This is a genomic window from Thioclava sp. FR2 (genome assembly GCF_051200875.1).
Classification (GTDB): Bacteria; Pseudomonadota; Alphaproteobacteria; order Rhodobacterales; family Rhodobacteraceae; genus Pseudotabrizicola.
Genome location: NZ_CP195191.1, coordinates 652,594 through 678,255 on the forward strand (window position 1 = coordinate 652,594; position 25,662 = coordinate 678,255).

A 25,662-nucleotide genomic window follows, 5' to 3' on the forward strand; every position below is an offset into this window, starting at 1 on the left:
CGAAGGCGCCCTTTCCTGACTTCCCCGCCAATTAGCAGGAGTAGTACATCGCGTATTCGATCGGGTGCGGCGTGTGCTCGTAGGCGTAAACCTCTTCCCACTTGAGGGCCATGTAGCCTTCGAGTTGGTCCTTGGTGAACACGTCGCCAGCCAGCAGGAACTCGTGATCCTTTTCCAGCTCTTCCAGAGCTTCGCGGAGCGAGCCGCAAACGGTCGGGATCGCTGCCAGTTCTTCCGGCGGCAGGTCGTAGAGGTCCTTGTCCGAAGCCGGGCCCGGGTCGATCTTGTTCTTGATGCCGTCGAGGCCAGCCATAAGAAGGGCTGCGAAGGCAAGATACGGGTTTGCCGACGGATCGGGGAAGCGGGCTTCCACACGCTTTGCCTTCGGCGATTCGGTCCACGGAATACGAACGCAGCCAGAGCGGTTGCGTGCCGAGAAGGCGCGCAGAACCGGAGCTTCGAAGCCCGGGATCAGACGCTTGTAGCTGTTGGTCGACGGGTTGGTCAGGGCGTTCAGCGCCTTGGCGTGCTTCAGGATGCCACCGATGAAGTACAGGGCTTCCTGCGACAGGTCAGCGTATTTGTCGCCAGCGAAGAGCGGCTTGCCGTCTTTCCAGATCGACATGTTGACGTGCATACCCGAGCCGTTGTCGCCCTTCATCGGCTTCGGCATGAAGGTCACGGTCTTGCCGTAAGCGTGGGCCACGTTGTGGATCACGTACTTGTACTTCTGGATGTTGTCAGCCTGTTCGACCAGACCACCGAAGATCATGCCGAGTTCGTGCTGGCAGGTCGCCACTTCGTGGTGGTGCTTGTCAACCTTGATGCCCATGCGCTTCATGGTCGAGAGCATCTCGCCGCGGATGTCCTGGGCTTCGTCAACCGGGTTCACCGGGAAGTAGCCGCCCTTGTAATTGGCGCGGTGAGCGAGGTTGCCACCTTCCATCGGGGTGTCGGTGTTCCAAGCGGCGGCTTCGGCGTCCAGCTGGAACGACACCTTGTTCGGCGCGACCGAGTAACGGACGTCGTCGAAGATGAAGAATTCAGCTTCCGGGCCGAAATAGGCTGCGTCGCCGATGCCCGAGGACTTCAGGTAAGCCTCGGCCTTGGCGGCGGTGCCACGCGGGTCACGGCTATAGGCTTCGCCGGTGTCGGGCTCGACCACGTTGCAGTGCACGCAGAGGGTTTTTTCAGCGTAGAACGGATCCACATAGACCGAGGAGGCGTCGGGGATCAGTTTCATGTCGGACTGGTCGATCGACTTCCAGCCAGCGATCGACGAACCGTCGAACATGAAGCCTTCTTCAAAGAAGTCTTCATCGACCAGATCGGCGACGATGGTCACGTGCTGGAGTTTGCCTTTGGGATCGGTGAAACGAATATCAACGTATTCGATTTCTTCGTCCTTCATCAGTTTCAGAGCATTCTTGATCGCGCTCATCATGCTGCCTTTCGGTGTTGTGGATGTTTCAGTCAGGGCCGGTGAAGGCCCGGTGTTTCTCGGATCAGGGTCAGACCGCGTCGTCGCCGGTTTCGCCGGTGCGGATGCGGATGGCCTGTTCGATGGAGCTGACGAAGATCTTGCCGTCGCCGATCTTGTCGGTGCGGGCGGCGGCGATGATCGCCTCGATGGCGGCATCGACCATGTCATCGGACAGGATGACTTCGATCTTCACCTTGGGCAGGAAGTCGACGACATATTCGGCGCCGCGATAAAGCTCGGTATGGCCCTTTTGACGGCCGAAGCCTTTGACTTCGGTGACGGAAAGGCCCTGAATGCCCGCTTCCTGCAGGGCTTCCTTGACCTCATCAAGCTTGAAGGGCTTGATGATCGCCTCGATCTTCTTCATGGGCCGACTCCCCCCGGTTTTTTCTCTCACGGACCCTCTGACCACTTCACGACGAGCGGGGCAATTCGCTAGGGTTTGAACGGGCTACTCTGTCGCGGGATTCCGTAGCCTGTGATTAAAAAATGTGCAATGCGGTTGTTTGGTGGGCAGTTTGGAAACTTCTGAGGCGGGGAAATGACGGAACTCCTGACTTCTGCACAAATGCGCGCCATTGAGCAGGCCGCGGTTGCGTCTGGTGAAGTGACCGGCCTCGAGTTGATGGAGCGCGCCGGACAAGGGGTTGTCGAGGCGATTTTCGAGGAATGGCCAGAGTTGCGGGCCTCCTCGCATCGGGCGGTGGTCCTCTGCGGCCCCGGCAACAACGGCGGCGATGGGTTCGTCGTGGCGCGGCTGCTGAAGGAGCGGGGCTGGGAGGTGGAGGTCTTCCTCTACGGCGACCCGGAGCGGCTGCCGCCGGACGCGCGGGTGAATTATGAGCGGTGGTTGGGGATGGGGGAGGTGTGTCAGCCGAGAACGGATCAAGACGACTTCCGAGCCAGGGGATATCAGACTGACTTGGTTGTTGATGCGATCTTTGGTACGGGACTTTCACGCGCCGTAGATCAAGAGTTTGAGCGAGGCGCTTTGATTTGGTCCCATAAAGTAGCCAAGTTTGGGCGGCGTGTATCGATCGACCTTCCGTCCGGCACTTGTTCGGACAGCGGAAAAGCATTGCAAGGTTACAGTTCCAGAGCCGACCTTACAGTTACTTTCGAACGTCCACGCGTCGGACACTATTCTCACCAAGCGCCGCAAATGTGCGGCAAGTTAGTTGTCGTGCCGCTTGGCCTGCGACGTCAACCAATAGATTACCTTATACTTTCAGGGGCTTTGGGCAAAGTCGAAGGACCAACAGACCTCGGCAAGCTTGTTCAACTGACTATGAAATCCGTCCAAACAAGCAGTGTTGCCCAGAAAGGAAACAGCGGTCGGGACCACAAATACGCCCACGGCCACGCCCTCATCCTCTCCGGCCCCTCTGGGCAAGGCGGCGCTGCCCGTCTCACTGCGCGGGGGGCGCTCAGGATCGGGGCGGGGGTGGTGACGGTGGGGTGTCCACTGGACGCTATCCCCGAGAACGCCGCGCGGCTGGATGCGGTGATGCTGCGGGGGGTGGCGGATGGGTCGGCTTTGGCGCAGGTGCTGGAGGACAAGCGGATAAACGCGCTGTGCCTTGGACCGGGGATGGGCACCGGGGCGCGGGAGGTGGCTTTGGTGGCAGCGGGATTGGCTGAGGCCCGATCCACGGTGCTAGATGCTGATGCGCTGACGATTCTGTCGCAGGAGCCTGAGCTGTTTTCGGCGTTGCATGAGAGGTGTGTGCTGACGCCACATGCCGGAGAGTTTGCCCGCCTTTTCCCGGATATTGCCGAGAAGCTGGCCGCGCCAGCGACCAAGGGTCCAGCTTACTCCAAGGTGGATGCCTGCCGGGAGGCGGCAGCGCGGGCGGGCTGTGTGGTGTTGTTCAAGGGGCCGGATACGGTGATTGCAGCGCCGGATGGGTGCGCCGCGATCAATTCGGCACAGTATGAACGCGCCGCGCCTTGGCTGGCGACGGCAGGTTCGGGCGACGTTTTGGCGGGGTTTATCACAGGGCTTTTGGCGCGGGGATTTCCGCCCTTTGATGCAGCCTGCACCGGCGCTTGGCTGCACGTGGAATGCGCGCTGGAATTCGGCCCTGGCCTGATTGCCGAGGATTTGCCCGAGCAATTGCCAGCCGTATTTCGCCGCCTGTTGAAATGAAAAAGCCGCCCGAAAGGCGGCTTTGCGGTCTTGCGAGGGAAGTTCGGGTTCAGGCCATCACTTCAGCGGGTTCGCAAGTGAGTTCGAGACCATTCGCATAAATGACCTCTGTGGCATCGAAGTGAAGCGAAATCATCCAGATTTCCGAGGCCGTCACCCGGCGCACATATTCCCCATCGACAAGTTTGGAGGCCGCAACCACGGCCTGCGCGACGCCGGACAGCGCCTTGGCGCGCCAGTCACGGATCATGATTGGTTGAGTGGGGGCGACGCAGATGTCTTCGTCCGGGCGGTCGCGGTCCAGCACACCCTCGGAAATGCTGATCACGTCGCAGTTCTTGACCACGGAAATCTGAACGGACCGAACAGTGCGGGCGCCAGCGCGCGTGATCACGCGATCACCAGGGGCGATATATTCAACAGGAAGGGCGCCAGCGAGTGTCAGAACCGTTGAGCCGGTTGCAATGCCACAACGGGGCATCTGATGAGATGCGCGAATATCGCCTGCCTTTTTACCAAAAGTCATCTCGACCATGGTCGCCTCCTCGTCTGAACGTCTGCCTCGAAGTTTTTCTCAGCAGATTAAGTCATCATAATGTCTTCGGCGAGGTAATGTTGGGCCCTCACGGGTTAAGAAAGTGCTCATGTGGCGCTTAAGTCATCCATTTGGATAGGATTGTTCACATTTTGCGCCACAATCGGCTGTTTTGACTGTCTAAGCCGAGCTTGAAAAAGCCTTGCGTCTTACATGTTATTTTCCTCTCGCATCTGCTCATTTGCTTTGTTAGAAGGGCGCGGAATTTCAGGGTACCCGGCACCGTCCCTTGGGGGACGGGCAGGGGTGCTTTGAGCAATTTGCGGGTGTGGCGAAATTGGTAGACGCACTGGATTTAGGTTCCAGCGCCGCAAGGCGTGGGGGTTCAAGTCCCTCCACCCGCACCAGGTTTGGATAAGAAGGACGACAAGATGCAGGTCACCGAGACCCTGAACGAAGGCCTCAAGCGCGCCTACACCATCACGGTGTCGGCCGCCGAACTGGACGCAAAAGTTCAGGAAAAACTGCTCGAGGCACAGCCCGAGATCGAAATTAAGGGCTTCCGCAAGGGCAAGGTGCCGATGGCCATGCTGAAAAAGCAGTTCGGTCAGCGTATGCTGGGCGACGCCATGCAGGACGCCATCGACGGCGCGATGAAGGACCACTTCGACAAGACCGGCGACCGCCCAGCACTGCAGCCGGAAGTTAAGATGGTGGACGGCGAAACCTGGTCGGAAGGCAAGGATGTTGTCGTGACCATGTCGTATGACTGCCTGCCGCCGATTCCGGAACTGGACGCATCGAAGATCACGCTGGAGCGTCTGGTTGTGAAGGCTGACGACGCCTCGATCGAAGAAGCGCTGAAGAATCTTGCCGCAACCGCCCAGTCTTTCGAAGACCGCAAGAAGGGCTCGAAAGCCAAGGATGGCGATCAGGTTGTGATCGACTTCAAGGGCTCGGTTGACGGCGACTATTTCGAAGGTGGCACCGCCGAGGATTATCCGCTGGTTCTGGGTTCGGGCTCGTTCATTCCGGGCTTTGAAGATCAGCTGATCGGCACCAAGGTTGGTGAAGAAAAGAACGTGGAAGTCAACTTCCCGGAAAACTATGGCGCCAAGCATCTGGCTGGCAAAGCTGCTGTGTTCGAATGCACCGTGAAAGCGGTCAAAGAGCCGAAAGCTGCCGAGATCAATGACGAGATGGCCAAGAACTACGGCGCAGAAGATCTTGCTGCACTGAAGGGCCAGATCGCCGAGCGTCTGGAAGCCGAATACAAAGGCGCAAGCCGCGCTGTCATGAAGCGCGCTTTGCTGGACCAACTGGACGGTCTGGTGAAGTTCGATCTTCCTTCGGCCTTGGTTGAAGCAGAAGCAAACCAGATTGCCCACCAGCTGTGGCATGAAGAGCATCCGGAAGAGCATGGCCACAACCACGGCGCCATTGAGCCGACGGATGAGCACAAGTCGCTGGCTGAGCGCCGTGTGCGTCTGGGTCTGTTGCTGGCTGAAATCGGTCGCAAGGCCGAGATTCAGGTGTCTGACGCCGAGATGACACAGGCTGTTCTGAACGCTGCACGCCAGTACCCAGGCCAAGAGCGTCAGTTCTTCGAATTCGTGCAGAAGAACCCGCAGATGCAGCAGCAGCTGCGCGCGCCGATCTTCGAAGACAAGGTTGTTGACCACATCGTGGCCGGCGCCAAGGTTTCGGACAAGGACGTGTCGAAGGAAGATCTGCAAAAGGCCGTTGAGGCTTTGGACGAGATGTAATCCAACCCCCTTTGGGGTTGTGACAGGGGGCCGCATCTTCGGATGCGGCCCTTTTTATTGCAACCGGAGCGGTCAGCCCCTAAGTTAAAGACGAAGGCATGGCCTTAGATACGCATTCCCCGAAATTTTGAAATCCAGACCCGAGGCAAAGTAATGCCTTCGGGGGCTAGGGCATGGAGGTTTTATGACGACCATAGAAGTGGCGCGCGCCTTTGCGGCGAAGGCACATGAGGGACAGACCCGAAAAGGACAGGGGCAAGAGCCCTATTTCGTGCATTTGGAGGAAGTGGCTGCATTGGTCGCGCAGTTTGGCGGCTCTTCCACCGCCGTGATGGCGGCATGGTTGCACGATACGGTCGAAGATTGCGGTGTGACGTCGGCTGAGATTTCACGACTGTTCGGGCCGAAGGTTGCCGCGATCGTGGCAGAGTTGACTGATGACAAGGCGCTGGAAAAAGCAGAGCGCAAGCGGATGCAGATCTTAAACGCGCCCGGGAAGTCGCCTGAAGCGGCACTGGTCAAGCTGTGCGACAAGCTTTCGAATGTCCGGGCGGTTGGGAATTCCCCACCCGTTCACTGGCCTATAGAGCGGAAGCGTGCCTATGTAGACTGGGCCGAAACCGTTGTTCAGGCGCTTCCGGAGTTGTCGGCAGAGGCGCGTGCCGCTTTTGATGCGGTTGTAGCGCAGACGCGCGAAACCTTGGCCTAGGGCTGTTCCGGGTCGGCTGATAGGCGTTCAAAGGCGGGGGGCAATTCATTGACCTTTTCCCGCCACAGAACCAAAAGGCCTGCGGCCATGATGATGGCAATACCGATCCAGCCTGTCAGGTCTGGCCATTCGTCAAAGAAAGTCCATCCCCAAAGCACTCCCCAAAGCATGTAGCTGTATTCAAAGGGGGCAACGGCGTTGCTGTCGGCGATGCGGTAGGCTTGGGTCAACAGCGTCAAGCCAAGAGCCGCAATGACGCCACATCCACACATCAACAGCGCGTCGATGGTTGTTGGCCAAGCCCAACCACGCAAAAGAAAGGCAAGTGTCGGGTGGCTTTCGTTGGCGAAGGCCCCGCTTCCAAACGCAGCCGACATTGCCAAGGCGACGACGAGGAAAACGAAATTTCCCCAGAAGGCCATCGCTGGCGCGGTTTCGGTTTCGCCCAACTTGCGGGCAAAGATCATTGCGCCCCCATAGGACAGTCCCGACAACAAGACCATCAACGCGGCCCAGTCAAACATTGCCGCACCGGGGCGGACCATGACAACAACACCCGAAAACCCCAAGGCGACAGCCGCCCAACGCCGCCAACCGACGTTCTCTTTCAGCCAGAGAACGGACAGGACGGTGATGAACAAGGGGGCCGTGAAATAGAGCGCAACGGTGGTTGCGATCGGCAGGGCAGGAAGGGCAAGATAGTAGGCGGCATAGGCCATGAACATGATGACGCCCCGCGCAATCATGCGACCGGTCGCTGGCGTAATCAGGGTGCGTAGTCCACCATCACGGTAGGCCAGCGCTATAAGCAATGGCATCGCCGTCAGGCCCCGCAGCACCATCGCCTCTGACAGCGGGTAAGACCCGGACAAAAGCTTCAGGATCAGATCCTGAATAGCGAAAAGACCAATGCCTGCACAAAGGCAAAGGATACCAAGTGCAGTGTCATTTCGGCTGTGAGCGGCGATAAGGCTGGGCGAGGCGGTCATTTGGTGCTTTCATTGACCCCGGAAGTCAGCCATCTGCTGCCCGGTATTTCGCACCGATCTGCGACATTTCCTTGTCGTCTTTTGCCCTGAGGCCGGAACCTATTCCAGCGCGTTCATTACCATCGGGCGTTTCTTCGGATCCATCAGAGAGTTGCGCGTCGATCCGTCCAACTTGACCTGAAGCTTACCTGTGCTGGTTTTGTCTGAAAACATTTTCAGCGAGGTGCGGGTTCCGGGCATGACGGATGTGCCTTGCGCGGCCACTTGATCGGCGGTCATCATCCAAGTGCCACTCAAAACTTCGGAAAGGGAAATATTGCCGTCAATCGGAACGCAAAAGGACCCGTCACAATGATATCCCAGTGGATCGCCGGGCTTTGTCTTGATGGAGAGCGCGACGTAGTCCTTCAGCGTAAGATTATCCATCGGCCCGATCTTTTCCCCACGCAGGAGGCGGCTAGAGTCCTCTAATGTCAGCCAGTTTTCCTTGGGTTGGGTATAGGCAACATAGGCCGCGAAGCCGGCCAGAGACAGGCAGGCGGTGAAAATGGAAATGAGAACAGCCTTCAACATCTACACAAATTCCTTTCGCTTAATCTCTCGGGCTTAAGCGCCGGATGTGACCAAAAATTGTCGATGTTTGGCCCATTCAGGGAAAGGAAAAACCGCGCCAGATTGCTCTGGCGCGGTTTCTAGCCCGACAATGGTGTCGAACTTATTCTTCGGAAGCAGCGCCGCCGATGTCGTCGAAGAGTTCGGCGATTTCGAAGTCAGCAGCGGCTTCGGCTTCAGCGGCCAGTTCCTGGATCGACTTGCCCGATGCCTGCAGCTCTGCTTCTTCGGCCGAACGAGCAACGTTCAGCTTGATGCGAGCGGTGACTTCGGGGTGCAGCACGACCGAAACCTCGTGGATGCCGAGGTCTTTGATCGGCTTGTCGAGCACAACCTGGTTGCGGCCAACGGTGAAGCCAGCAGCGGTCGCAGCGTCAGCGGCGTCACGGGTGGTGACCGAACCGTAAAGGGCGCCGGCGTCCGATGCCGAGCGGATGATCACGAAGGACTGACCGTCCAGCTTGTCCGCCACAACCTGAGCTTCCTTTTTGGTTTCCAGGTTCTGAGCTTCGAGCTGTGCCTTGCGGGCTTCGAAACCTTTGATGTTGGTTTCGTTGGCGCGGAGCGCCTTGCCCTGCGGCAGCAGGAAGTTACGGGCATAGCCGTCCTTGACGGAAACGACTTCACCCATCTGGCCAAGCTTGGCCACGCGTTCCAGAAGGATCACTTGCATGTTCTGTGCTCCTTATTTCACGGCATAGGGCAGCAGGGCGAGGAAGCGGGCGCGCTTGATGGCCTGAGCCAGTTCACGCTGCTTCTTTGCCGAGACGGCGGTGATGCGGGACGGGACGATCTTGCCGCGCTCAGAGATGTAGCGCTGCAGCAGACGGGTGTCCTTGTAGTCGATTGCCGGAGCATTTTCGCCCGAGAAGGGGCAAACCTTGCGGCGGCGGAAGAATGGTTTGTTCGCCATTTTATGGGTTCCTTTCCTTCAGGCCGAAATCAACGACGCGGAGCGCGCTCGGGGCGCGGACCACGATCACCGAAGCCGCCGCGATCACCACGGTCGCCGCGATCGCCACGGTCGCCGCGCTCTTCGCGGTCGCCACGGTCATCACGCTTCGACATCTGGGCCGACGGGCCTTCGGCATGCTTGTCGACCTTGATGGTCAGGACGCGCATGACGTCATCGTGCAGACGCATCAGGCGTTCCATTTCCTGAACGGCAGCGGCAGGCGCGTCCGAACGCAGGAAGGCATAGTGGCCCTTGCGGTTCTTGTTGATCTTGTAGGCCATCGTCTTGACGCCCCAGTATTCCGACTCGACGACTTTGCCGCCGTTGTCAGCCAGAACGGTGCTGAAGTGTTCGACAAGGCCTTCGGCCTGCGCGTTGGAAAGATCCTGACGCGAAATAAAGACATGCTCGTACAGCGGCATGTGCGTTCCTTTTCGTCTCGGGCGGCTTCAACGACCGGGCCAATCTTTCCGCGGCCCAAAGTCACGAGAGGCATCGCCGGTTCAAGTGAAGATGCGGAAAGATGGGGCCTTATACAGGCTTTTTGCAGCGTTACAAGGGCAAAGACCCCGCGAGACTGTGATGTGCAGATGCGAACAGAACTTGTTCGGATCTAGCGAATTGAGCGCACAATCAAGCACATGCAGTTTGTCCAAGTGCAGCATGGCCATGGGGGTCATGTCAATGAGAGAGATGTACCATGACCCGTTTTGCCGCCCTGTCGCTGGCGACTGCCCTGTTTGCCGCCCCGGCTTTTGCCGAAGCCGAGAAATATGTTCTCGATTCCAGCCATAGCCAGATAGTGTTTTCCTACAACCACCTTGGATACTCGACCAGCTGGGGCATGTTCTCGGGCTTTGCTGGCGAGATTCAATTCGATCAGGCCGATCCGGCCGCTTCGTCGGTGACGGTTTCTTTCCCGGTCAAATCCATGCTGACCGGCTGGGAAGAGCGCTTCACCCATTTCATGTCGCCCGACTTCTTTGATGCTTCTGACGACGAGATGGTGAGCTTTGCCTCGACCGCGATCGAAGTCACCGGCGAAAAGACGGCCAAGATTACCGGCGACCTGACCCTGAACGGCGTGACCAAATCGGTTGTTCTGGATGCCGTGCTGAACCAAGTGGGCGATCACCCGATGGCAAATCAGCCTTGGGCTGGCTTCTCGGCCACAACCACGCTGGTGCGCTCGGAATACAATCTGGGCATGTTCGCCCCCTACGTCTCGGACGAAGTTCAGGTCCAGATTTCGGTTGAGGCGATGAAAGCCGAATGATCTGACACCTGTTCCCTGTCAGACATGGAAAAGGCCGCCAGAGTGATCCGGCGGCCTTCTTCCTGTGTGTCTTTGCTTAGTTGCTACGGGTGGCAGTCAGATTGACATCGACGACAACCGCAAACCCAACATTCGATTCGTCGGCATAGGCTTTGCCCATCTCGAACGCCCGACGATCCAGCGTGACCTGACCCGACATGGTGGCTGTGTTGCCCTCAACTGTCAGCGTAAACGGCAGGTCAACCGGTTGCTCTATACCGCGCAAGGTCAGCGTGCCCTTGGCAATATAATCTCCGCCCTCGGGCAGAATCTCGGCAGAGAAAATGGCCTGCGGAAAGGATGTGACATTGAAGAAATCGTTGCCCTTGGCCTGATCGGTCACGGAACCCAAGGTGAGGGAGCCGGTGTCGATCTGCACAGTGACTTGACCGTTCCGCCCGTCGACCGGGGTTTCATCAAAGCTGATTTCGGCCGACCAGTTGCCAAAGCTGCCATTCACAGTCTGGCCCATTTGTTTGACGGCGAACGCCAGTGAACCGTCTGTCACCTGCCAGTTTCCGGCGGTGGACTGTTCTGCCGGTTGCGTCAGCGGTGCGGCAGCGATTTCGTCCGTTCTGGGAGCCGTCGCCACGACGGCAGCAGCGGCACCCGCATAAAGAACAAGGGCAAGGATCGCCGAAAGGAAGGTGGGCGTCGTCAGGACGGGGTGATGGGGGGCCCGTTCACCACGCGTCATCCGGCGCAAGGTCGCGTCTTTGTCAATCACATGGTGTTTCAGAGCGCCCGCAACATGCAGGATGATCGACACAGCAAGAAGTTTTGTGAAAAGCCAATGCATAGCCGCGGCGGCCTCTCCCAAGGCTTCGGATTTGGGGACCAGAGGAAGGTCTTGCCCGAAGGGCCAGAGGATCGGCGCAAAGCCTGTGACCGCGGCATGGTGGATCCAGCCAGACAAGGGCACGATCAGCATCGACAGATAAAGAAGCCAGTGCACAAGATGGGCGACGAACATCTCGGCCTTGCGGTCTGGATGCAGAGGGGCAGGGCGTTCCCCCGTCACCGCCCAAAGAATGCGGCCAAGGGCAAGGAAGAAGGCCGCAATGCCAAGGGTCTTGTGAACCGAAAAGACCTGTGCCTTCCAGCTGAGTGCCTCGGACGTGTCGAAAGGCAGGCTGTTGGCATAAAGGCCCAAGGGAATGGCGGTCAGGATCAAAAGCGCGGTCAGCCAATGAAACAGGCGTGCGACCCAGCCGAAATGTTGCGGGCTGTTACGGGCGGTCATCGAAAACTCCGGTAAAACGAGGATATGCAATAAAGGTATCAGGCGGGCCCTGCCAATGCATGATGCGTGGGCGCACAGGGGCTGTGCAAGGCCGGGCGAAAGGTAAGCCGCTTGGCAACAAGGAAAATGGCAGCAGTTGTGGTCAAAGATTGCACTGACCGCCCCTGCGGGGTATGCCGAAAGCGACAAGAAGAATGGGAGAGGGTCATGAGCCGCGCATTCGTATTTCCCGGGCAGGGTGCCCAGACCATCGGCATGGGCCGCGCCTTGGCCGAAGCCTATCCGACCGCCAAAGCGGTGTTTGATGAAGTGGATGAGGCTTTGGGCGAAAAGCTCTCGTCGCTGATTTGGGAAGGCGATATCGCTGAACTGACGTTGACCCAAAATGCCCAGCCTGCGCTGATGGCGACTTCGATTGCCGCCCTTCGGGCATTGGAGGCGGAAGGGCTTGGGATGGAGCTGTGCGATTTCGTGGCGGGCCATTCGCTGGGCGAATATTCGGCGCTCTGCGCGGCGGGTGCGCTGACCGTTTCTGACACCGCACGGCTTTTGCGGATTAGGGGACAGGCCATGCAAGAGGCGGTGCCGGTTGGCGTGGGCGCAATGGCCGCGATTCTGGGTCTGGATTTTGAAAGCGTCGCCGCCTTGGCCGCTGAAGCCGCAGGCGATGAGGTTTGTCAGGCGGCCAATGACAACGATCCGGCGCAAGTGGTGATTTCAGGCCATAAGGATGCGGTTGAACGGGCGATGGCACTGGCTAAGGAAAAAGGGGCCAAACGTGCGCTTCCGCTGCCAGTCTCGGCACCGTTCCACTGCGCCCTGATGCAGCCCGCTGCGGCGGTGATGGCCGAAGCCTTAGCCGCGGTGGTGATTTCCAAACCGGTTTGCCCAGTGGTGGTGAACGTACGCGCCGAAGCGGTAGAAGAACCTGACAGGTTCCGCGATCTCTTGATTGCGCAGGTCACCGGTTCGGTCCGCTGGCGCGAAAGCGTGCAGTGGATGGAGCGTGCGGGCGTCACCGAATACTGGGAAATCGGTGCGGGCAAGGCGTTGTCGGGCATGATCAAACGGATCGCCTCGGGCGCGGAGACCAAGGCTGTTGGCGCGCCTGCAGATATTGCAGCGCTGAAAGGCTGACCGGGCAGGGAGGCTGTCTGCCCCCCTTAAGGCTTTCGGCGGGGCCGAAAGCCTTCCCCCCGAGGATATTTAAAGACAGAAAATGCGGGCCGTGCCCGAAAATGGGAGTGAACGATGTTTGATCTGACAGGCAAGACGGCGCTGGTGACCGGGGCATCCGGCGGGATCGGAGCAGAAATTGCACGGGCCTTGCATGCCGCGGGGGCGGCAGTCGGATTGTCGGGCACACGCGTCGAGCCCTTGGAGGCTTTGGCTGCGGAGCTTGGCGCGCGCGCGCATGTCTTGCCCTGCAACCTGTCGAATCCGGAAGAGGTTGAAGGTCTGGTCAAGCGCGCCGTCGAGGCAATGGGTTCGGTCGACGTTCTGGTCAACAATGCCGGCATCACCCGCGATGGATTGGTGATGCGGATGTCGGATGCCGATTGGCAATCTGTGATCGATGTCAACCTGACGGCCACCTTCCGGCTGTGCCGCGCCGCCATTCGCGGCATGATGAAAGCGCGTTGGGGCCGGATCGTGAATATTTCCTCGGTGGTCGGAACCACCGGGAATGGCGGGCAGGTAAACTATGCGGCCTCGAAAGCGGGCATGGTCGGCATGTCGAAATCGCTGGCCGCCGAAGTGGCAAGCCGCGGAATCACCGTCAATTGCGTGGCGCCCGGCTTTATCACCACGGCTATGACCGACAAATTGAATGACGAGCAGAAGTCGAAAATCCTGACGCAGGTTCCGGCAGGCCGGATGGGCGATGCAAATGAGATCGCTGCGGCGGTGCTTTATCTGGCCAGCCCAGAGGCGGGTTACGTCACCGGAGCCACGCTGCATGTCAACGGCGGTATGGCGATGATCTGAGCCAAGACGCGCCGTCGCGGAAAGCGTTTGCCATGTGCGATAACGCTTGCTATAGGCGCGCAAGAAATCACCGGATATAAACGGTGTCGTCGCGATTTCGCGGCGGGAATCGCCTCGGTTCCGGGGCACTCAAATAAGGCCGGGAACTGGCCCGCAACGTGAAAGAGGAAGTGACATGAGCGACATCGCAGACCGCGTGAAGAAGATCGTCGTCGAGCATCTGGGCGTCGAAGAGGACAAGGTGACTGAAACCGCCTCGTTCATTGACGATCTGGGCGCTGACTCGCTCGACACCGTCGAACTGGTTATGGCTTTCGAAGAAGAATTCGGCATCGAGATTCCGGATGACGCCGCTGAAACCATCCAGACCTTTGGCGATGCAGTGAAGTTCATCACCGAAGCTGCCTGAGTTTTCTTTCCTTCGGGAAGGCAAAGAGCGCCCCATACGGGCGCTCTTTTTGTTTGCGGGAACGCCCGGGGTATAGGCTTTCAGCCGTCCAATGCGACGTGCCAGTAAGCAAAAGAAAATCCCCGGCGCGGGGCCGGGGATCTGCATCAGAACGGAATTTCGTCGTCAAGGTCAGGACGGCCACCTCCGCCCGAAGGCCCGCGGTCGCCACCGCGACCCCCGCCACCCGAGCTGCCACCGCCGTAGCCGCCACCACCGCCGCTGCCCGAGCCATAATCATCATAGCCGCCACGGTCATCATAGCCACCGCCGCCGCCACCCGAAGCACCTCCATCGCCACGGCCACCCAGAAGGGTCATATTGCCGGCATAGGGGCGCAAAACGACCTCGGTCGTGTAGCGGTCCTGTCCCGACTGGTCTTGCCATTTGCGGGTTTCAAGCTGGCCCTCGATATAGACCGTGCTGCCTTTACGCAGATACTGCTCGGCGATCTTGGCCAGCGGTTCGTTGAAAATGGCGACCGAATGCCATTCGGTACGTTCTTTCTTTTCGCCGGTGTTCCGGTCGCGCCATGTTTCCGAGGTTGCAATCCGAAGGTTTACCACTTTGCCGCCGTTCTGAAAGCTGCGCACCTCGGGGTCGCGGCCCAGATTGCCGATAAGGATGACCTTGTTTACGGATCCTGCCATGTCGTACTCCCTGAACTGGCTTTCGGCACATTGGCCGGTCTTGGTTAACAAAGGCTATACCGCCGCAAGTGGGGGCCTGCAACCACGGGGATTGCGCAAGGGGCGGGCGGAAATTCGCCGAAACGGCGAAGCCGCGTGCTCAAGAGGCTGGGGCACTGGAATCCCCTGATGTTTTCAGTATAGTAGCGCCGATTGATGAGACGGGACGATTGCATGAAGCTCTGGTCTGTACTGCTTTGCTCTGCCCTTGCTTTTGGCGGAATTTCGGGAATGCCGCAGGCCGGAAAGGCCGAAGGTATCAACTTTTCCGGCTCGACAAAGAACCGGGCGCATTTGTTCAAATCGCAGACGCGTTTGCTGGATGGCCGCTTGGCCAAACAATACGAATCCTCGGTGCGGCTGACGCCAAAGGGCAAGGCCGCTGCGACAACTGATGCCAGTGTCATCCCGCGGTTCTCGGGCAAGTATAAGGGCGAATATCTGGCCCATGCCAAGGCCGTTGCGCAAAAGCATGGCATTCCCGAAGATCTGTTCTTGCGGCTGGTTCAGCAGGAATCCGGTTGGAACCCTGGCGCGGTCAGCAGCAAGGGCGCGACCGGACTGGCGCAATTAATGCCCGCCACGGCGCGCAAGCTGGGGGTGGATATCAATGATCCGAAGCAGAACCTTGAAGGCGGGGCGCGTTATCTGAAGATGATGTACGCCAAATTCGGAAGCTGGCGTCTGGCGCTTGCCGCTTATAACGCCGGGCCGGGCGCGGTGGAAAAGCACAATGGCATTCCGCCCTATGCCGAGACGAAGAATTATGTGAAGGCGATTCTGGGCTAATCTACTTGGCCCATGCCAGCAAAAGGCCCGCCCCAAAAGGGCGGGCCTTTTGCTTGGTGACAGGCTCACTCTGCTGCGATCTTGATGACCGGTTCCATCTTTTCAAGGATCTCGGTGGAAAGGTGGCATTTGATCTGATGGCCTTGGGCCAGGGTCTGCACCGGCGGCACGTCCTTTTCACACAATCCGCCGGGAACTTGGGATTTCCAGCGGCAGCGTGTCTGGAAAGGGCAACCAGAGGGCGGGTTCATCGCACTGGGGATATCGCCCTCCAGCACGATGCGGCGTTTTTCCACGCGGGTATCGGCGATGGGAACCGCAGAGAGAAGCGCCTCGGTATAAGGGTGATAGGGCGGCGAGAACACCTGATCGGTGGTGCCCAGCTCGACCACATGGCCCAGATACATCACCATGACCCGGTCAGAGAGGTAGCGCACGATCGACAGGTCATGGCTGATGAACAGAAGCGTGGTCTTGTTCTTGCGCTGGATGTCCATCAAGAGGTCAGTCACGGCAGCCTGAACCGATACATCCAAGGCCGATACCGGTTCATCGGCAACCACGATCTTGGCCCCACCCGCAAAGGCGCGGGCAATGCCAACCCGCTGCTTCTGCCCGCCCGAAAGCTGACGTGGCATCCGCTCGGCAAAGGCGCGGGGCAATTTCACAAGGTCGAGAAGTTGCAACATCCGCTCATGCCGTTCGGCGTCGGAATTGCCTTCGCCAAAGATTTCCAGCGCGCGAATGATCTGGCGACCGACCGACATTGAGGGGTTCAGCGTGTCAAACGGGTTCTGGAACACCATTTGAAGCTGCGAGACGGTATCAACGCCGCGTTTCTGAATAGGCGTGTCCTGCACGTTTTCATCAAACAGCATGATCTGACCCGAGGTCGCGGTTTCCAGACCCATCAGCACCTTGGCAAAGGTGGATTTTCCACAACCGGATTCGCCCACGATGGCCAAGGTTTCGCCCTCATGTGCCTCAAAGCTGAGGGTTTCGTTGGCCTTGACGACCTTCGTCAGGCCACCGCCAAAGGCCCCTGACGAAACCTCATAGTATTTTTTCAGATCTTCCATTTTCAGGACAACGGGCCCGATCTTTGCCTTTTCGCTGGTCTTGCGAGCCTTGGGCGGCGCGGCCCAGTCAATCTCTTGCCAGCGCAGGCAGCGCGTTTCGTGCCGGTCGCGGCCCGGAACTTCGTCCATCGGGATATCGGCCGCGTTGCAGCGGCCATCGGCAAAGTAATCACAGCGCGGGCCAAAATTGCATCCCTTCGGGCGTTCATGCGGCAAGGGGAAGTTGCCGGGAATGGCAATCAGCGGGGCGGCATTCTTGTCTGCCCCCGGAAGTGGGATCGACCGGAACAGGGCCTGCGTATAGGGGTGGCGCATCTTGTCAAAGACCTCGGCCACATTTCCGGTCTCGACCGCTTCGCCGGAATACATCACGCAAAGCCGGTCGCAGACATCCAGCACAAGGCCAAGGTTGTGCGAAATGAACAGCATGGAGGTGCCGTATTTCTCACCCAGTTCCTTGACCAGATCGACAATCCCAGCCTCAACCGTCACATCCAGTGCAGTGGTGGGTTCATCAAGGATCAGAAGCGCAGGCTTGGCCATCAGCGCCATCGCGATCACGATGCGCTGCTGCTGGCCGCCGGACAATTGATGCGGATAAGAGTTCAGCATCCGGTCCGGGTCGGGCAGGCGCACATCGGCCACGATCTGTCGGGCCAGTTTCACGGCATCGGCTTTCGCCATCCCCTGATGGATCATAGGCACTTCTGCCAGCTGATCGCCGATCTTCATCGCCGGGTTCAGACTGGCCATAGGCTCTTGATAGATCATCGCGATTTCCGAGCCGCGGATATGGCGCAGGCCCTCATCATCCATGGCCGTCAGATCGCGGCCTTTGAACTTGATCGAACCGCCAACGATGCGGCCATTCTTGCCAAGGTCGCGCATGACGGCCAGCGCGACAGTCGATTTGCCGCAACCGGATTCCCCCACAAGGCCCATAGCCTCGCCCGCCATCACCGTGCAGGAAAAATCCATGACGGCTGGGATTTCGCGCAAGCGGGTGAAGAAGCTGATCGAGAGGTTCTCGATTTCGAGGATCGGCTTAGAAGGGTCCCAATCGGCCATCATCGGCTCCTTTGGTTGCGTGCGGGACCGGGGGCCAGCCCCCGGACCCCCGGGATATTTAAAGACAGAAAAGGGTGGTCAGGCTGGACATCAGTCCCTCAAGCTTTCTTCGCGCAGGCCATCGGCGAGGAGGTTGAGGCCGAGAACGAGACTCATAAGGGCAAGGGCCGGAACCACAGCGGGGTGCGGGAAGATGGCCAGAAGGCGGCGGCCATCGTCGATGGTGGACCCCCAGTCCGGGCTTTCCGGGCTGACGCCGAGGCCGAAGAAGCCAAGGGTGCCAAGCAGGATGGTAGTGTAGCCGATCCTGAGGCAAAAATCAACGATCAGCGGGCCACGGGCATTGGGAAGGACTTCCCAGAGCATGATGTACCAGGCGCTTTCGCCGCGGGTTTGGGCAGCCGAGACATAATCGCGGGACTTCAGGTCCATCACGATGCCGCGCACGATGCGGAAGACCGTGGGCGAGTTCACGAAGACCACCGAGACGAAGACGTTAAGGATATTCGGGTCCATCGCCCAGATCCCCAGCGGGTCTTTGTTGAAGGCAAGGCCGGAATAGGCCCAGAGACCTAAGGCCAAGGCGATCCCGACATAGAGGTTCCGGCGTGCAGGCGTGGTGAAGTAGCGGCTGTTCAGCAGAACCGAGACGAAGATGACCGGGAACAGAAACAGGACTGCCGCCAGAATCGTCGGAATGCCCGTCACCCGAATTTCCGGCGTAACCAGCAGATAGAACAGCAGGATGACGGGGAAGGCCAGAACAAGGTTCGCCACAAAGCTGAGCCCGGTGTCGAGTCTGCCGCCGAAATAGCCTGCGGGCAGGCCAAGGGTGATGCCGACCATGAAGGCGATGACGGTCGCTGCCGGGGCGATCTTCAGCACCTCCCGGGCGCCCATAACCATACGCGAAAAGACGTCCCGCGCAAGGTTGTCACCGCCCAAAAGGTAATAGGGAAACACGCCCTCACCCGCGTTCTTGACCGCCGAGCCGGGCAGGGCGTTCTTCATGCCCGAAAGCTGCACCAGCGCGTCATGGGTGATGATCCTGTCGGCGAAGAAGGCGGTAAAGACCCAGAACATCACAATGGCAAAGCCCGCCATGCCGATGGTGGAATCGAACAGTTTGCCGTAAAGGCCAAGCCGGCGCTTGAACTTGATCGAGGCGGCGAAAGTAACGACCAATGCCACCCAGACGGGGAGGAATTGCAGGGCCATTTTGGCAAGGATCGCGGGCCAGGACAGATCTTCCATCTGGTGTCCTCCTCAGGTGAGCCGAATTCGGGGGTTGAGGAAGACATAGCCGATATCCGAAATCATCTGCGTCACGAGAACGACAAAGACCGCCACGACCGAGCAGCCCAATAGCAACTGGATGTCGTTGTTCCCAGCCGCCTGCACCAGCGTCCAGCCAAAGCCCTTGTAGTTGAAGAGCGTCTCGACGATCACCACGCCGTTCAACAGCCACGGGAATTGCAGCATGATCACGGTAAAGGGCGCGATCAGGGCATTGCGCAGCGCATGGCGCAGAATGATTGTGCGGAAGGCCACGCCTTTCAGCCGGGCGGTGCGGATATATTGCTGTGTCATCACCTCGGTCATCGAGGCGCGGGTCATGCGGGCGATATAGCCGATGCCGTAAAGCGCGATGGTCATGACCGGCAGCGCAAAGTTCCAGAAGGTGATCTTGTCCATGGCGCTGGTCGCAGTGCCCTGAAACAGCGTCTTGCCCTCGATCCAGCCCCAGTCAGAGAGGATCGGGGAGAGGCCGGCCGTGGCCGAACCCAGAAAGGCAATCAGGATGACGCCAGACACATATTCCGGGGTGGCAGTCGAGGCGATGGCAAAGGTCGAGAGCACGCGGTCGGTGCGGCTGCCTTCGCGCATCCCCGACAGAACGCCAAGGATCAAAGAGGTAGGCACCATCACCGCCATGACCCAGAACATGAGCCAGCCCGTCGCGCCAAGGCTGCGCGACAGCACCTCGGAGACTGGTTGCTTGAAGACGATGGATTGCCCCCAATACCCCTGCAAGATGCCGCAGCGCGCTGGCGCCACCTCGGCGGGGACCGCAGACGAAATGCAGCGACCGGAAACCTTTCCGTCATCAGCTGTATAGGTCCAGCCGGGCACCACGCCCAGCCATTCGCCGTAACGCACCACTACGGGTCGGGTAAAGCCGTTGCGGCTCAACCAAAGCTCCACATCCTCGTCGGTCATGCGGACCGAGCCCTCAGACTTGGCAAGCTTTTCAAGGTTTGGCGGCAGGTTCGTCATATAAAAGACAACGAAGGTCAGTGCCAACGCCGTCAGCAGCATGACGCCAAGACGCCTTACAGTGAATAATAACATGTCATGTCCTTTCCCCCCGGGGACAAGGCGTGTTGCAGTGCGGGTCGTAACGGAAAGTGATCTTGCAAAGAGGGGGCGCGGCGCGTGGCCGCGCCCCTTGCGTGATCCTTGAAGAGATCAGGCGTCGATCCACCACTTGTAGTGGTGATGTTCAAAGGTTGCGTGCTTTTCAGCACCCTTCACCTTCGGGTCAGCGTGGCGGTAAAGAGAACGCCAGTAGGGCTGGATCATGACGCCTTCGTTCTGCATGATCGCTTCGATCTTCGCCATGACCTCGCGGCGGGCATCGGCATCGGCGATCGACAGGGCTTGGCTCAGCAGGCTGTCGAACTCGGCGTTGGAAAAGGCGCTTTCGTTCCAGGCCTCGCCCGAACGATAGGCCAGTGCCAGAACCTGCACGCCCAGCGGACGCATGTTCCACTCGGTGGACGACCACGGATATTTGGTCCAGTCGTTCCAGAAGGTCGAACCCGGCAGAACCGTCCGCTTGACGTTGATGCCCGCGTCCCGAACCTGTGCTGCAACCGCGTCGCAGGTGGCAGCTTGCCAAGCGTCGTCAATCGAGATCAGTTCGAACTCGTGATCGGCCATGCCGGCATCAGCGATCATCTGCTTGGCCTTGGCGCCATCAACGACCAGTGGGCCCAGTTCGGCATATTCCGGGTGGATCGGGCAGACATGGTGGTTTTCTGCCACGGTGCCGCGGCCCGAATAGCCCAGTTCCAGAACAACCGCATTGTCGACCGCCATGCTCAGCGCGCGACGCACATTGACGTCCTTGTATTCATCGGCCAACTGGTTGAAGCGGACAGCCAAGGTGGCCGAGGTCACGGCTTCGGAACGGACCCAGCCCAGCGCGTCCAGAACGTCAATGAATTCACCGGTCGACTGATAGGTCGCGTCGATTTCGCCCGAACCAGCAGCCGCCACGGCCGCGGCAGGATCGGTGCCAAGGTCGATATATTCGATCTTGTCCAGATACGGGCCGCCATAGACGTCGGTGCCCCACCAAGTGTGGTTGGCATTCTTGACCAAAACCTGACGAACGCCAACTTCGTTGGTTTCGGGCAAGTAGGGGCCGGTGCCGATCGGGTTCGCCGAGGGGTCGCCATTGTCATAGGACGAATGGACGATGGCGGCTGGATAGTCAGCCATGCCCACGATGATGGTGATGTCAGGTGCGTTGCACTTCAGCTTGACGGTCATCGCGTCAACGACGGTGATCGCGCCGTCTGCCGCCTGCTTGGTTTCGGCATTCATCAGGCTGGCCATGCGGCCTGCCATCGAGTTGCCTTCTACGTTGCCGTCACACCAACGGGCGATGTTGCGGGCAACGTCTTCGGCGGTGAAATCATCACCGTTGTTCCACTTGACGCCCTGACGCACTTTCAGCGTGTACTCGCTGGCGTCAGCATTGGCTTCCCACGATTCCAGCAGCATGCCGCGGATCGAGCCATCGTTGTTGTATTCCGTCAGATATTCGAGCCAGCCACGGGTAAAGTTGGCGATCTGGCTCCAGTCGGCGGTGCGCGGGTCTTTCAGACCTTTGGTTTCCATTTCCATGCGCAGCGTGCCGCCCATCTTTGGGGTGGCTTGCGCTTCGGCAGGGGCGGTCAGACCCAACAAGCCATAGGCCGTCGGCGCCGCAACGCCCAGGGCGGTTGCGCGGACAAGGAATTCGCGGCGGCTCAACTTGCCTGCCCGGACTTCCTCGGCATACATCTCCGCCGCCGGATGAACGGCTGGGCGGATGAAGGTGGTATCTTTCATTCTTGTCTCCCTGAGAGGCTGAGCCACGTTATCTTTATTGGTCTGTTCTCGACCCGCCCGGTTGCTGCGGTAACTGGCTATGGCCATCGGCAGGTCCGGATCTGACTGTGCTATTCCGCATGACTTTACGGCACAGGTCAACGCCGATAGTCGTCACTTCCCGATCAAATTGCGACACCGAAGACGTGAAATCGCCGTAAAGCGACTCTGCCGGGGCAGGCTTTGCCCCGTTTCAGTAAGTCTTTATCATCCGGTCAGATTTCCTGCCGAAACGCCGAGGGAGAACGGCCCGTCAGATGCTGGAAACAGCGGGTGAAATAGGCGGGCGATGAGAAGCCCAAAGCCTCTCCGATCTTTGACACCGGAAGCTTGGTCTCAGCCAGCATTCGGCGGGCTTCAAATATGCGGCGATCCTGCAAGACCTCGATTGCCGAACGCCCGCAGGCCACCCTGCAGCAACGCGTCAGATGTGTCGGGGTAACGCCCAGCGCGGCTGCGAACTCACCAACCCCTGTGCCTTGGCGGAAATCACGCTCCATCAGGGCAGTGTAGCGCGCCACCAGCCTGCGGGCGGCATCCAGCTTGGGCTGTTCCGGTGCGGCCCGCACGGCCTGCCGTTCCAACCAGACGCCCAAAAGGCCAAGATAATGCCGCGTCGCACGATCATGCGCGGGAATGTCGCTTTCCATCTCTCGCTGCAGCGAATCCAGAATGACGTTCACTTCCTGCTGGGCATGAACTTCGCGGATCCGCAAATGCTGCGGCGTCTCGGGCAGGGTCAGACCAGAGTCGCGGCCAAAAAACACGGCGGTACCAAAGACTTGGGGGCCAACCTCAAACCCGTGCATGACACCCGGCGGGATAAACACCGCATTATGTGCCGTGTAGCCGCGCGTGGTTCCGGCAATGGTGATCCTGCCCTGTCCCTTGGTGAACCACAGAAACATGGGTTCAGAAATCGCACGCATGGCTTCGACACGCCAGCGCCCGCCAGCGGCGAGCCGGGGAATCGCTGTGATGCGAAGTTGAGAAACAGGACGAATATCGTTCATTGCGCGGTGCTCGGTCGGATCATGGGGTAGAATAACCAGCCCTTAATCCACAACCCAAGCGAAATTATGGCGATATCCACAGGTGATGATAGGGGCTGTGGATAACTTGCCGCTGCTCGGCGGTCTTTCTGCGGATTTCAGCCGAATTTGCGGCCAAAAATAAATATCCGAAAGTCACTTATGGCAATTCGACCGGGGTCCATGCGCCCATTTGACTGCGAAACCAGGTGCGCTGGCGTTTCGCATATTGACGGCTGGCCAGCTTGGCTGCGGCTATGGCCTCATCCAATCCAAAGCGCCCCTGCAAATGGGCGATCAATTCCGGCGCGCCGATGGCCCGGGCCGAGGGGCGCGTGGGTTCCCAATAGGGCAATTCCTGCCGCGCTTCGTCCAAGGCCCCTTGCGCCATCATCATGTCAAATCGCCGGTCAATGCGCGCGTTCAGCCAGTCGACATCAGGCTTCAAAACCAAGGCTTCGGCCTTTGGCCGCGGCAAATCCGGCAAGGGCGTATCGCGTTGCCAATCTGCAATGCCTCGACCCGTCGCCCGCAGAACCTCCCAGGCCCGCTGCACACGCGCGCCATTGGCAAGGTCGATCTGGGCCGCGGTTTCCGGATCAAGCGCGGCCACCATCGCGGCCGGATCGTTGGCGCGCAAGGCGTCTGCCTCTTGCCGCACGTCAGCCGGAATGGCTGGGATCTCTGCCAGTCCTTCTGTCAGCGCCCGAAAATACAGACCGGCCCCGCCGACGATGACAATCTTCTCGCCCAACACCGCCCGCACATCGCGCAGCCAGTGACCAACGGAATAGGTCTCCTCCCGCCCGACATGTCCATAAAGCCGATGCGGGACTTGCGCTTCTTCCTCTGCCGAAGGGCGGGCCGTCAGCAACCGCCAGCAGCCATAAACCTGCAAAGCGTCGGCATTGACCACAATCCGCCCGTCTCGCGCAGCCAGTTCCAATGCCAATGCCGATTTGCCACTTGCGGTCGGTCCTGCAATCAGAACCGGGGCTTCACGCGAAATCGAAGAGAGCATCCAGCCCATTTTCTGTCCCTAAATATCCCGGGGGTCAGCGATTTGCGGCGCAAATCGCGAAAGGGGGCAGCGCCCCCTGCGACTGATGCCACCCCGCAATGCCATCTCCAAGGTTGAACCTGCCCTCGTTTTCCGACATTTTGCGCCGCAGTCAAATTCCGGAAACGAGATACGGGGATTCCCATGCCGAAACCAGCCCTAGATGCAGGTGCCAAATACAGCCGCGTGATGCTCAAGATATCGGGCGAGGCGTTGATGGGCGATCAGGGCTTTGGCTTGCACCCGCCAACCGTCGAACGTGTCGCCCGCGAAATTCAGGCGGTGCATGATCTAGGCGTCGAAATTTGCATGGTGATCGGCGGCGGCAACATCTTCCGCGGGCTTGCCGGTTCTGCCCAAGGGATGGAGCGGACAACAGCCGATTACATGGGCATGCTGGCCACCGTCATGAACGCGCTTGCCATGCAGTCTGCGCTTGAACAGCTTGGCGTCTTCACCCGCGTCATCAGCGCCATTCCGATGGATCAGGTTTGCGAACCCTATATCCGCCGTCGCGCTGTCCGACACCTTGAAAAGAAGCGGGTCTGCATTTTCGCAGCGGGCACCGGCAACCCCTATTTCACCACCGATACAGCGGCCGCGCTTCGGGCCAGCGAAATGGCGTGTGAGGCCATCTTCATGGGCAAGAATGTCGACGGCATTTATGACAGCGACCCCAAAAAGAACCCCGAGGCAAAGCGCTATGACAGCATCTCCTATGACGACGTGTTGCGCGACAATCTCAAGGTCATGGACGCCTCGGCCATCGCGCTTTGCCGCGACAACAAGATGCCGCTTGTCGTTTTTGCGCTGAACGAACCGGGCGGGTTCCGCGGCATCATGGCCGGGCAGGGCACTTACACGTTGGTGCATGACTAAGCCCAAGTCGCCGTTGGAACACGGGTAGGGCTATACCCATAGCCTCCCATCGCTTATAGAACCAAAAAAGACCGCCCCCAATCATTGCGGGGGAAGCCAAAGGACCAAATACGATGGCAGATGACTTTGAACTCGACACCGACGATCTGACTCGCCGCATGGAAGGCGCGATCGGCGCGCTGCGCACGGAATTCGCCTCCCTTCGCACGGGCCGCGCTTCGGGCTCGATGCTGGAACCGATTCAGGTCGAGGCCTATGGGCAGATGACCCCGATCAACCAGCTTGGCACGGTGAACGTGCCAGAACCCCGGATGGTCACGATCAACGTCTGGGACAAAGGCATGGTGGGCAAGGTCGAAAAGGCGATCCGAGAGTCGGGCCTTGGCATCAACCCGCAGCTTAACGGCACCATCATCATGTTGCCGATCCCGGAACTGAACGAGCAGCGCCGCAAGGAACTGACCAAGGTCGCCGCCCAGTATGCCGAACATGCCCGTGTGGCGGTTCGTAACCTGCGCCGCGATGGCATGGACCAGATCAAGAAGGCCAAGAACGATGGCCTGTCGGAAGACGATCAGAAATTCTGGGAATCCGAAGTACAGGATCTGACTGACAAGTATATCAAGATCGTCGACCAGACGCTTGAAACCAAGCAAGCCGAAATCATGCAGGTCTGATCCGGGTCCCGGTCCATTCCCGCGCCTTCGGGCGCG

General features: G+C 59.2%; 26 protein-coding genes and 1 tRNA gene. 11 read left to right on the forward strand and 16 right to left on the reverse strand.

Annotation, left to right across the window (positions count from 1 at the left end; all coding sequences use genetic code 11):
* Window positions 1-31 precede the first annotated feature (31 nt).
* Together glnA and ACSBLW_RS03125 are read right to left on the reverse strand one after the other, a co-directional pair.
* Window positions 32-1,441, reverse strand: coding sequence for a type I glutamate--ammonia ligase (gene glnA / locus ACSBLW_RS03120; RefSeq protein WP_435258780.1), 1,410 nt, complete (start codon window positions 1,439-1,441; stop codon window positions 32-34).
* 70 nt (window positions 1,442-1,511) lie between these two features.
* Complete coding sequence (locus ACSBLW_RS03125) at window positions 1,512-1,850, reverse strand: P-II family nitrogen regulator (protein WP_435258781.1); 339 nt, start codon at window positions 1,848-1,850, stop codon at window positions 1,512-1,514.
* A gap of 174 nt (window positions 1,851-2,024) precedes the next feature.
* Between ACSBLW_RS03125 and ACSBLW_RS03130 the strand changes: the two genes are divergently transcribed.
* Window positions 2,025-3,632, forward strand: coding sequence for an NAD(P)H-hydrate dehydratase (locus ACSBLW_RS03130; protein ID WP_435258782.1), 1,608 nt, complete (start codon window positions 2,025-2,027; stop codon window positions 3,630-3,632).
* Between the two features lie 49 nt (window positions 3,633-3,681).
* On the opposite strand, the gene ACSBLW_RS03135 is transcribed toward ACSBLW_RS03130, so the two are convergent.
* Window positions 3,682-4,167 carry a Hint domain-containing protein gene (locus ACSBLW_RS03135; protein ID WP_435258783.1) on the reverse strand — a complete coding sequence of 162 codons (486 nt, stop codon included), beginning with the start codon at window positions 4,165-4,167 and terminating at the stop codon, window positions 3,682-3,684.
* A gap of 322 nt (window positions 4,168-4,489) precedes the next feature.
* On the opposite strand from ACSBLW_RS03135, the gene ACSBLW_RS03140 reads away from it, so the two are divergent.
* The 3 genes from ACSBLW_RS03140 to ACSBLW_RS03150 all read left to right on the forward strand — a co-directional run bounded on the left by ACSBLW_RS03140 (window position 4,490) and on the right by ACSBLW_RS03150 (window position 6,642).
* Window positions 4,490-4,574, forward strand: a tRNA-Leu gene (locus ACSBLW_RS03140).
* 24 nt (window positions 4,575-4,598) lie between these two features.
* Window positions 4,599-5,933: a trigger factor gene (gene tig, locus ACSBLW_RS03145; RefSeq protein ID WP_435258784.1), complete on the forward strand. Its 1,335-nt coding sequence runs from the start codon at window positions 4,599-4,601 to the stop codon at window positions 5,931-5,933.
* A gap of 184 nt (window positions 5,934-6,117) precedes the next feature.
* Complete coding sequence (locus ACSBLW_RS03150) at window positions 6,118-6,642, forward strand: HD domain-containing protein (RefSeq protein ID WP_435258785.1); 525 nt, start codon at window positions 6,118-6,120, stop codon at window positions 6,640-6,642.
* Here the strand turns inward: ACSBLW_RS03150 and ACSBLW_RS03155 are convergent.
* The 5 genes from ACSBLW_RS03155 to rpsF all read right to left on the reverse strand — a co-directional run bounded on the left by ACSBLW_RS03155 (window position 6,639) and on the right by rpsF (window position 9,620).
* Window positions 6,639-7,631 carry a DMT family transporter gene (locus tag ACSBLW_RS03155; RefSeq protein ID WP_435258786.1) on the reverse strand — a complete coding sequence of 331 codons (993 nt, stop codon included), beginning with the start codon at window positions 7,629-7,631 and terminating at the stop codon, window positions 6,639-6,641. The genes ACSBLW_RS03150 and ACSBLW_RS03155 overlap by 4 nt on opposite strands.
* Window positions 7,632-7,730: 99 nt before the next feature.
* Window positions 7,731-8,204, reverse strand: coding sequence for a hypothetical protein (locus ACSBLW_RS03160; protein ID WP_435258787.1), 474 nt, complete (start codon window positions 8,202-8,204; stop codon window positions 7,731-7,733).
* Between the two features lie 142 nt (window positions 8,205-8,346).
* On the reverse strand, window positions 8,347-8,916 hold the full coding sequence (gene rplI / locus ACSBLW_RS03165) for a 50S ribosomal protein L9 (RefSeq protein WP_435258788.1): 570 nt from the start codon (window positions 8,914-8,916) through the stop codon (window positions 8,347-8,349).
* Between the two features lie 12 nt (window positions 8,917-8,928).
* The gene (gene rpsR / locus ACSBLW_RS03170; RefSeq protein WP_435258789.1) at window positions 8,929-9,156 is read right to left on the reverse strand and encodes a 30S ribosomal protein S18; all 228 of its coding nucleotides are present in this window, start codon (window positions 9,154-9,156) and stop codon (window positions 8,929-8,931) included.
* Between the two features lie 29 nt (window positions 9,157-9,185).
* Window positions 9,186-9,620 (reverse strand): 30S ribosomal protein S6, encoded by a 435-nt coding sequence (gene rpsF, locus ACSBLW_RS03175; RefSeq protein WP_435258790.1) that lies wholly within the window; start codon window positions 9,618-9,620, stop codon window positions 9,186-9,188.
* 278 nt (window positions 9,621-9,898) lie between these two features.
* Here rpsF and ACSBLW_RS03180 point away from each other — a divergent pair, with 278 nt between their 5' ends.
* A complete protein-coding gene (locus tag ACSBLW_RS03180; protein ID WP_435258791.1) occupies window positions 9,899-10,474 on the forward strand; it encodes a YceI family protein in 576 nt (191 codons plus the stop codon).
* Window positions 10,475-10,550: 76 nt separating this feature from the next.
* Here the strand turns inward: ACSBLW_RS03180 and ACSBLW_RS03185 are convergent, their stop codons facing one another.
* On the reverse strand, window positions 10,551-11,756 hold the full coding sequence (locus ACSBLW_RS03185; RefSeq protein ID WP_435258792.1) for a cytochrome b/b6 domain-containing protein: 1,206 nt from the start codon (window positions 11,754-11,756) through the stop codon (window positions 10,551-10,553).
* A gap of 207 nt (window positions 11,757-11,963) precedes the next feature.
* Here ACSBLW_RS03185 and fabD point away from each other — a divergent pair, with 207 nt between their 5' ends.
* The 3 genes from fabD (at window position 11,964) to ACSBLW_RS03200 (ending at window position 14,154) form a co-directional block, all read left to right on the forward strand.
* Window positions 11,964-12,893 (forward strand): ACP S-malonyltransferase, encoded by a 930-nt coding sequence (gene fabD / locus ACSBLW_RS03190; RefSeq protein ID WP_435258793.1) that lies wholly within the window; start codon window positions 11,964-11,966, stop codon window positions 12,891-12,893.
* A gap of 114 nt (window positions 12,894-13,007) precedes the next feature.
* Window positions 13,008-13,745, forward strand: a complete 738-nt coding sequence (gene fabG, locus ACSBLW_RS03195) for a 3-oxoacyl-[acyl-carrier-protein] reductase (protein ID WP_435258794.1) — start codon at window positions 13,008-13,010, stop codon at window positions 13,743-13,745.
* Window positions 13,746-13,920: 175 nt separating this feature from the next.
* A complete protein-coding gene (locus ACSBLW_RS03200) occupies window positions 13,921-14,154 on the forward strand; it encodes an acyl carrier protein (RefSeq protein ID WP_013067402.1) in 234 nt (77 codons plus the stop codon).
* 146 nt (window positions 14,155-14,300) lie between these two features.
* On the opposite strand, the gene ssb is transcribed toward ACSBLW_RS03200, so the two are convergent.
* The gene (ssb, locus tag ACSBLW_RS03205) at window positions 14,301-14,843 is read right to left on the reverse strand and encodes a single-stranded DNA-binding protein (protein ID WP_435258795.1); all 543 of its coding nucleotides are present in this window, start codon (window positions 14,841-14,843) and stop codon (window positions 14,301-14,303) included.
* 270 nt (window positions 14,844-15,113) lie between these two features.
* Here ssb and ACSBLW_RS03210 point away from each other — a divergent pair, with 270 nt between their 5' ends.
* Window positions 15,114-15,671, forward strand: coding sequence for a lytic transglycosylase domain-containing protein (locus tag ACSBLW_RS03210; protein WP_435260031.1), 558 nt, complete (start codon window positions 15,114-15,116; stop codon window positions 15,669-15,671).
* Window positions 15,672-15,736: 65 nt separating this feature from the next.
* Here ACSBLW_RS03210 and ACSBLW_RS03215 read toward each other — a convergent pair whose 3' ends face one another.
* The 6 genes from ACSBLW_RS03215 to miaA all read right to left on the reverse strand — a co-directional run bounded on the left by ACSBLW_RS03215 (window position 15,737) and on the right by miaA (window position 24,040).
* Window positions 15,737-17,818, reverse strand: coding sequence for a dipeptide ABC transporter ATP-binding protein (locus tag ACSBLW_RS03215; protein WP_435258796.1), 2,082 nt, complete (start codon window positions 17,816-17,818; stop codon window positions 15,737-15,739).
* Window positions 17,819-17,908: 90 nt separating this feature from the next.
* Complete coding sequence (locus ACSBLW_RS03220; protein WP_435258797.1) at window positions 17,909-19,072, reverse strand: ABC transporter permease; 1,164 nt, start codon at window positions 19,070-19,072, stop codon at window positions 17,909-17,911.
* A 12-nt stretch (window positions 19,073-19,084) separates the two neighbouring features.
* Window positions 19,085-20,170 (reverse strand): ABC transporter permease, encoded by a 1,086-nt coding sequence (locus ACSBLW_RS03225; RefSeq protein ID WP_435258798.1) that lies wholly within the window; start codon window positions 20,168-20,170, stop codon window positions 19,085-19,087.
* A gap of 117 nt (window positions 20,171-20,287) precedes the next feature.
* Window positions 20,288-21,940 carry an ABC transporter substrate-binding protein gene (locus tag ACSBLW_RS03230; protein WP_435258799.1) on the reverse strand — a complete coding sequence of 551 codons (1,653 nt, stop codon included), beginning with the start codon at window positions 21,938-21,940 and terminating at the stop codon, window positions 20,288-20,290.
* Window positions 21,941-22,194: 254 nt separating this feature from the next.
* On the reverse strand, window positions 22,195-22,992 hold the full coding sequence (locus tag ACSBLW_RS03235) for a helix-turn-helix domain-containing protein (protein ID WP_435258800.1): 798 nt from the start codon (window positions 22,990-22,992) through the stop codon (window positions 22,195-22,197).
* A gap of 178 nt (window positions 22,993-23,170) precedes the next feature.
* Window positions 23,171-24,040, reverse strand: a complete 870-nt coding sequence (gene miaA, locus ACSBLW_RS03240) for a tRNA (adenosine(37)-N6)-dimethylallyltransferase MiaA (protein ID WP_435258801.1) — start codon at window positions 24,038-24,040, stop codon at window positions 23,171-23,173.
* 174 nt (window positions 24,041-24,214) lie between these two features.
* Between miaA and pyrH the strand changes: the two genes are divergently transcribed.
* Entirely contained in the window at window positions 24,215-24,949 is a 735-nt protein-coding gene (gene pyrH / locus ACSBLW_RS03245) for a UMP kinase (protein WP_435258802.1), read from the forward strand.
* Between the two features lie 113 nt (window positions 24,950-25,062).
* On the forward strand, window positions 25,063-25,626 hold the full coding sequence (gene frr, locus ACSBLW_RS03250; RefSeq protein WP_435258803.1) for a ribosome recycling factor: 564 nt from the start codon (window positions 25,063-25,065) through the stop codon (window positions 25,624-25,626).
* Window positions 25,627-25,662 lie beyond the last annotated feature (36 nt).

Excerpts from the sequence above, each read along its gene's own strand:
- glnA (WP_435258780.1), bottom strand. The coding sequence starts at position 1,441 with ATGAGCGCGATCAAGAATGCTCTGAAACTGATGAAGGACGAAGAAATC.
- ACSBLW_RS03125 (WP_435258781.1), bottom strand. The coding sequence starts at position 1,850 with ATGAAGAAGATCGAGGCGATCATCAAGCCCTTCAAGCTTGATGAGGTC.
- ACSBLW_RS03130 (WP_435258782.1), top strand. The coding sequence starts at position 2,025 with ATGACGGAACTCCTGACTTCTGCACAAATGCGCGCCATTGAGCAGGCC.
- ACSBLW_RS03135 (WP_435258783.1), bottom strand. The coding sequence starts at position 4,167 with ATGGTCGAGATGACTTTTGGTAAAAAGGCAGGCGATATTCGCGCATCT.
- tig (WP_435258784.1), top strand. The coding sequence starts at position 4,599 with ATGCAGGTCACCGAGACCCTGAACGAAGGCCTCAAGCGCGCCTACACC.
- ACSBLW_RS03150 (WP_435258785.1), top strand. The coding sequence starts at position 6,118 with ATGACGACCATAGAAGTGGCGCGCGCCTTTGCGGCGAAGGCACATGAG.
- ACSBLW_RS03155 (WP_435258786.1), bottom strand. The coding sequence starts at position 7,631 with ATGACCGCCTCGCCCAGCCTTATCGCCGCTCACAGCCGAAATGACACT.
- ACSBLW_RS03160 (WP_435258787.1), bottom strand. The coding sequence starts at position 8,204 with ATGTTGAAGGCTGTTCTCATTTCCATTTTCACCGCCTGCCTGTCTCTG.
- rplI (WP_435258788.1), bottom strand. The coding sequence starts at position 8,916 with ATGCAAGTGATCCTTCTGGAACGCGTGGCCAAGCTTGGCCAGATGGGT.
- rpsR (WP_435258789.1), bottom strand. The coding sequence starts at position 9,156 with ATGGCGAACAAACCATTCTTCCGCCGCCGCAAGGTTTGCCCCTTCTCG.
- rpsF (WP_435258790.1), bottom strand. The coding sequence starts at position 9,620 with ATGCCGCTGTACGAGCATGTCTTTATTTCGCGTCAGGATCTTTCCAAC.
- ACSBLW_RS03180 (WP_435258791.1), top strand. The coding sequence starts at position 9,899 with ATGACCCGTTTTGCCGCCCTGTCGCTGGCGACTGCCCTGTTTGCCGCC.
- ACSBLW_RS03185 (WP_435258792.1), bottom strand. The coding sequence starts at position 11,756 with ATGACCGCCCGTAACAGCCCGCAACATTTCGGCTGGGTCGCACGCCTG.
- fabD (WP_435258793.1), top strand. The coding sequence starts at position 11,964 with ATGAGCCGCGCATTCGTATTTCCCGGGCAGGGTGCCCAGACCATCGGC.
- fabG (WP_435258794.1), top strand. The coding sequence starts at position 13,008 with ATGTTTGATCTGACAGGCAAGACGGCGCTGGTGACCGGGGCATCCGGC.
- ACSBLW_RS03200 (WP_013067402.1), top strand. The coding sequence starts at position 13,921 with ATGAGCGACATCGCAGACCGCGTGAAGAAGATCGTCGTCGAGCATCTG.
- ssb (WP_435258795.1), bottom strand. The coding sequence starts at position 14,843 with ATGGCAGGATCCGTAAACAAGGTCATCCTTATCGGCAATCTGGGCCGC.
- ACSBLW_RS03210 (WP_435260031.1), top strand. The coding sequence starts at position 15,114 with ATGCCGCAGGCCGGAAAGGCCGAAGGTATCAACTTTTCCGGCTCGACA.
- ACSBLW_RS03215 (WP_435258796.1), bottom strand. The coding sequence starts at position 17,818 with ATGGCCGATTGGGACCCTTCTAAGCCGATCCTCGAAATCGAGAACCTC.
- ACSBLW_RS03220 (WP_435258797.1), bottom strand. The coding sequence starts at position 19,072 with ATGGAAGATCTGTCCTGGCCCGCGATCCTTGCCAAAATGGCCCTGCAA.
- ACSBLW_RS03225 (WP_435258798.1), bottom strand. The coding sequence starts at position 20,170 with ATGTTATTATTCACTGTAAGGCGTCTTGGCGTCATGCTGCTGACGGCG.
- ACSBLW_RS03230 (WP_435258799.1), bottom strand. The coding sequence starts at position 21,940 with ATGAAAGATACCACCTTCATCCGCCCAGCCGTTCATCCGGCGGCGGAG.
- ACSBLW_RS03235 (WP_435258800.1), bottom strand. The coding sequence starts at position 22,992 with ATGAACGATATTCGTCCTGTTTCTCAACTTCGCATCACAGCGATTCCC.
- miaA (WP_435258801.1), bottom strand. The coding sequence starts at position 24,040 with ATGGGCTGGATGCTCTCTTCGATTTCGCGTGAAGCCCCGGTTCTGATT.
- pyrH (WP_435258802.1), top strand. The coding sequence starts at position 24,215 with ATGCCGAAACCAGCCCTAGATGCAGGTGCCAAATACAGCCGCGTGATG.
- frr (WP_435258803.1), top strand. The coding sequence starts at position 25,063 with ATGGCAGATGACTTTGAACTCGACACCGACGATCTGACTCGCCGCATG.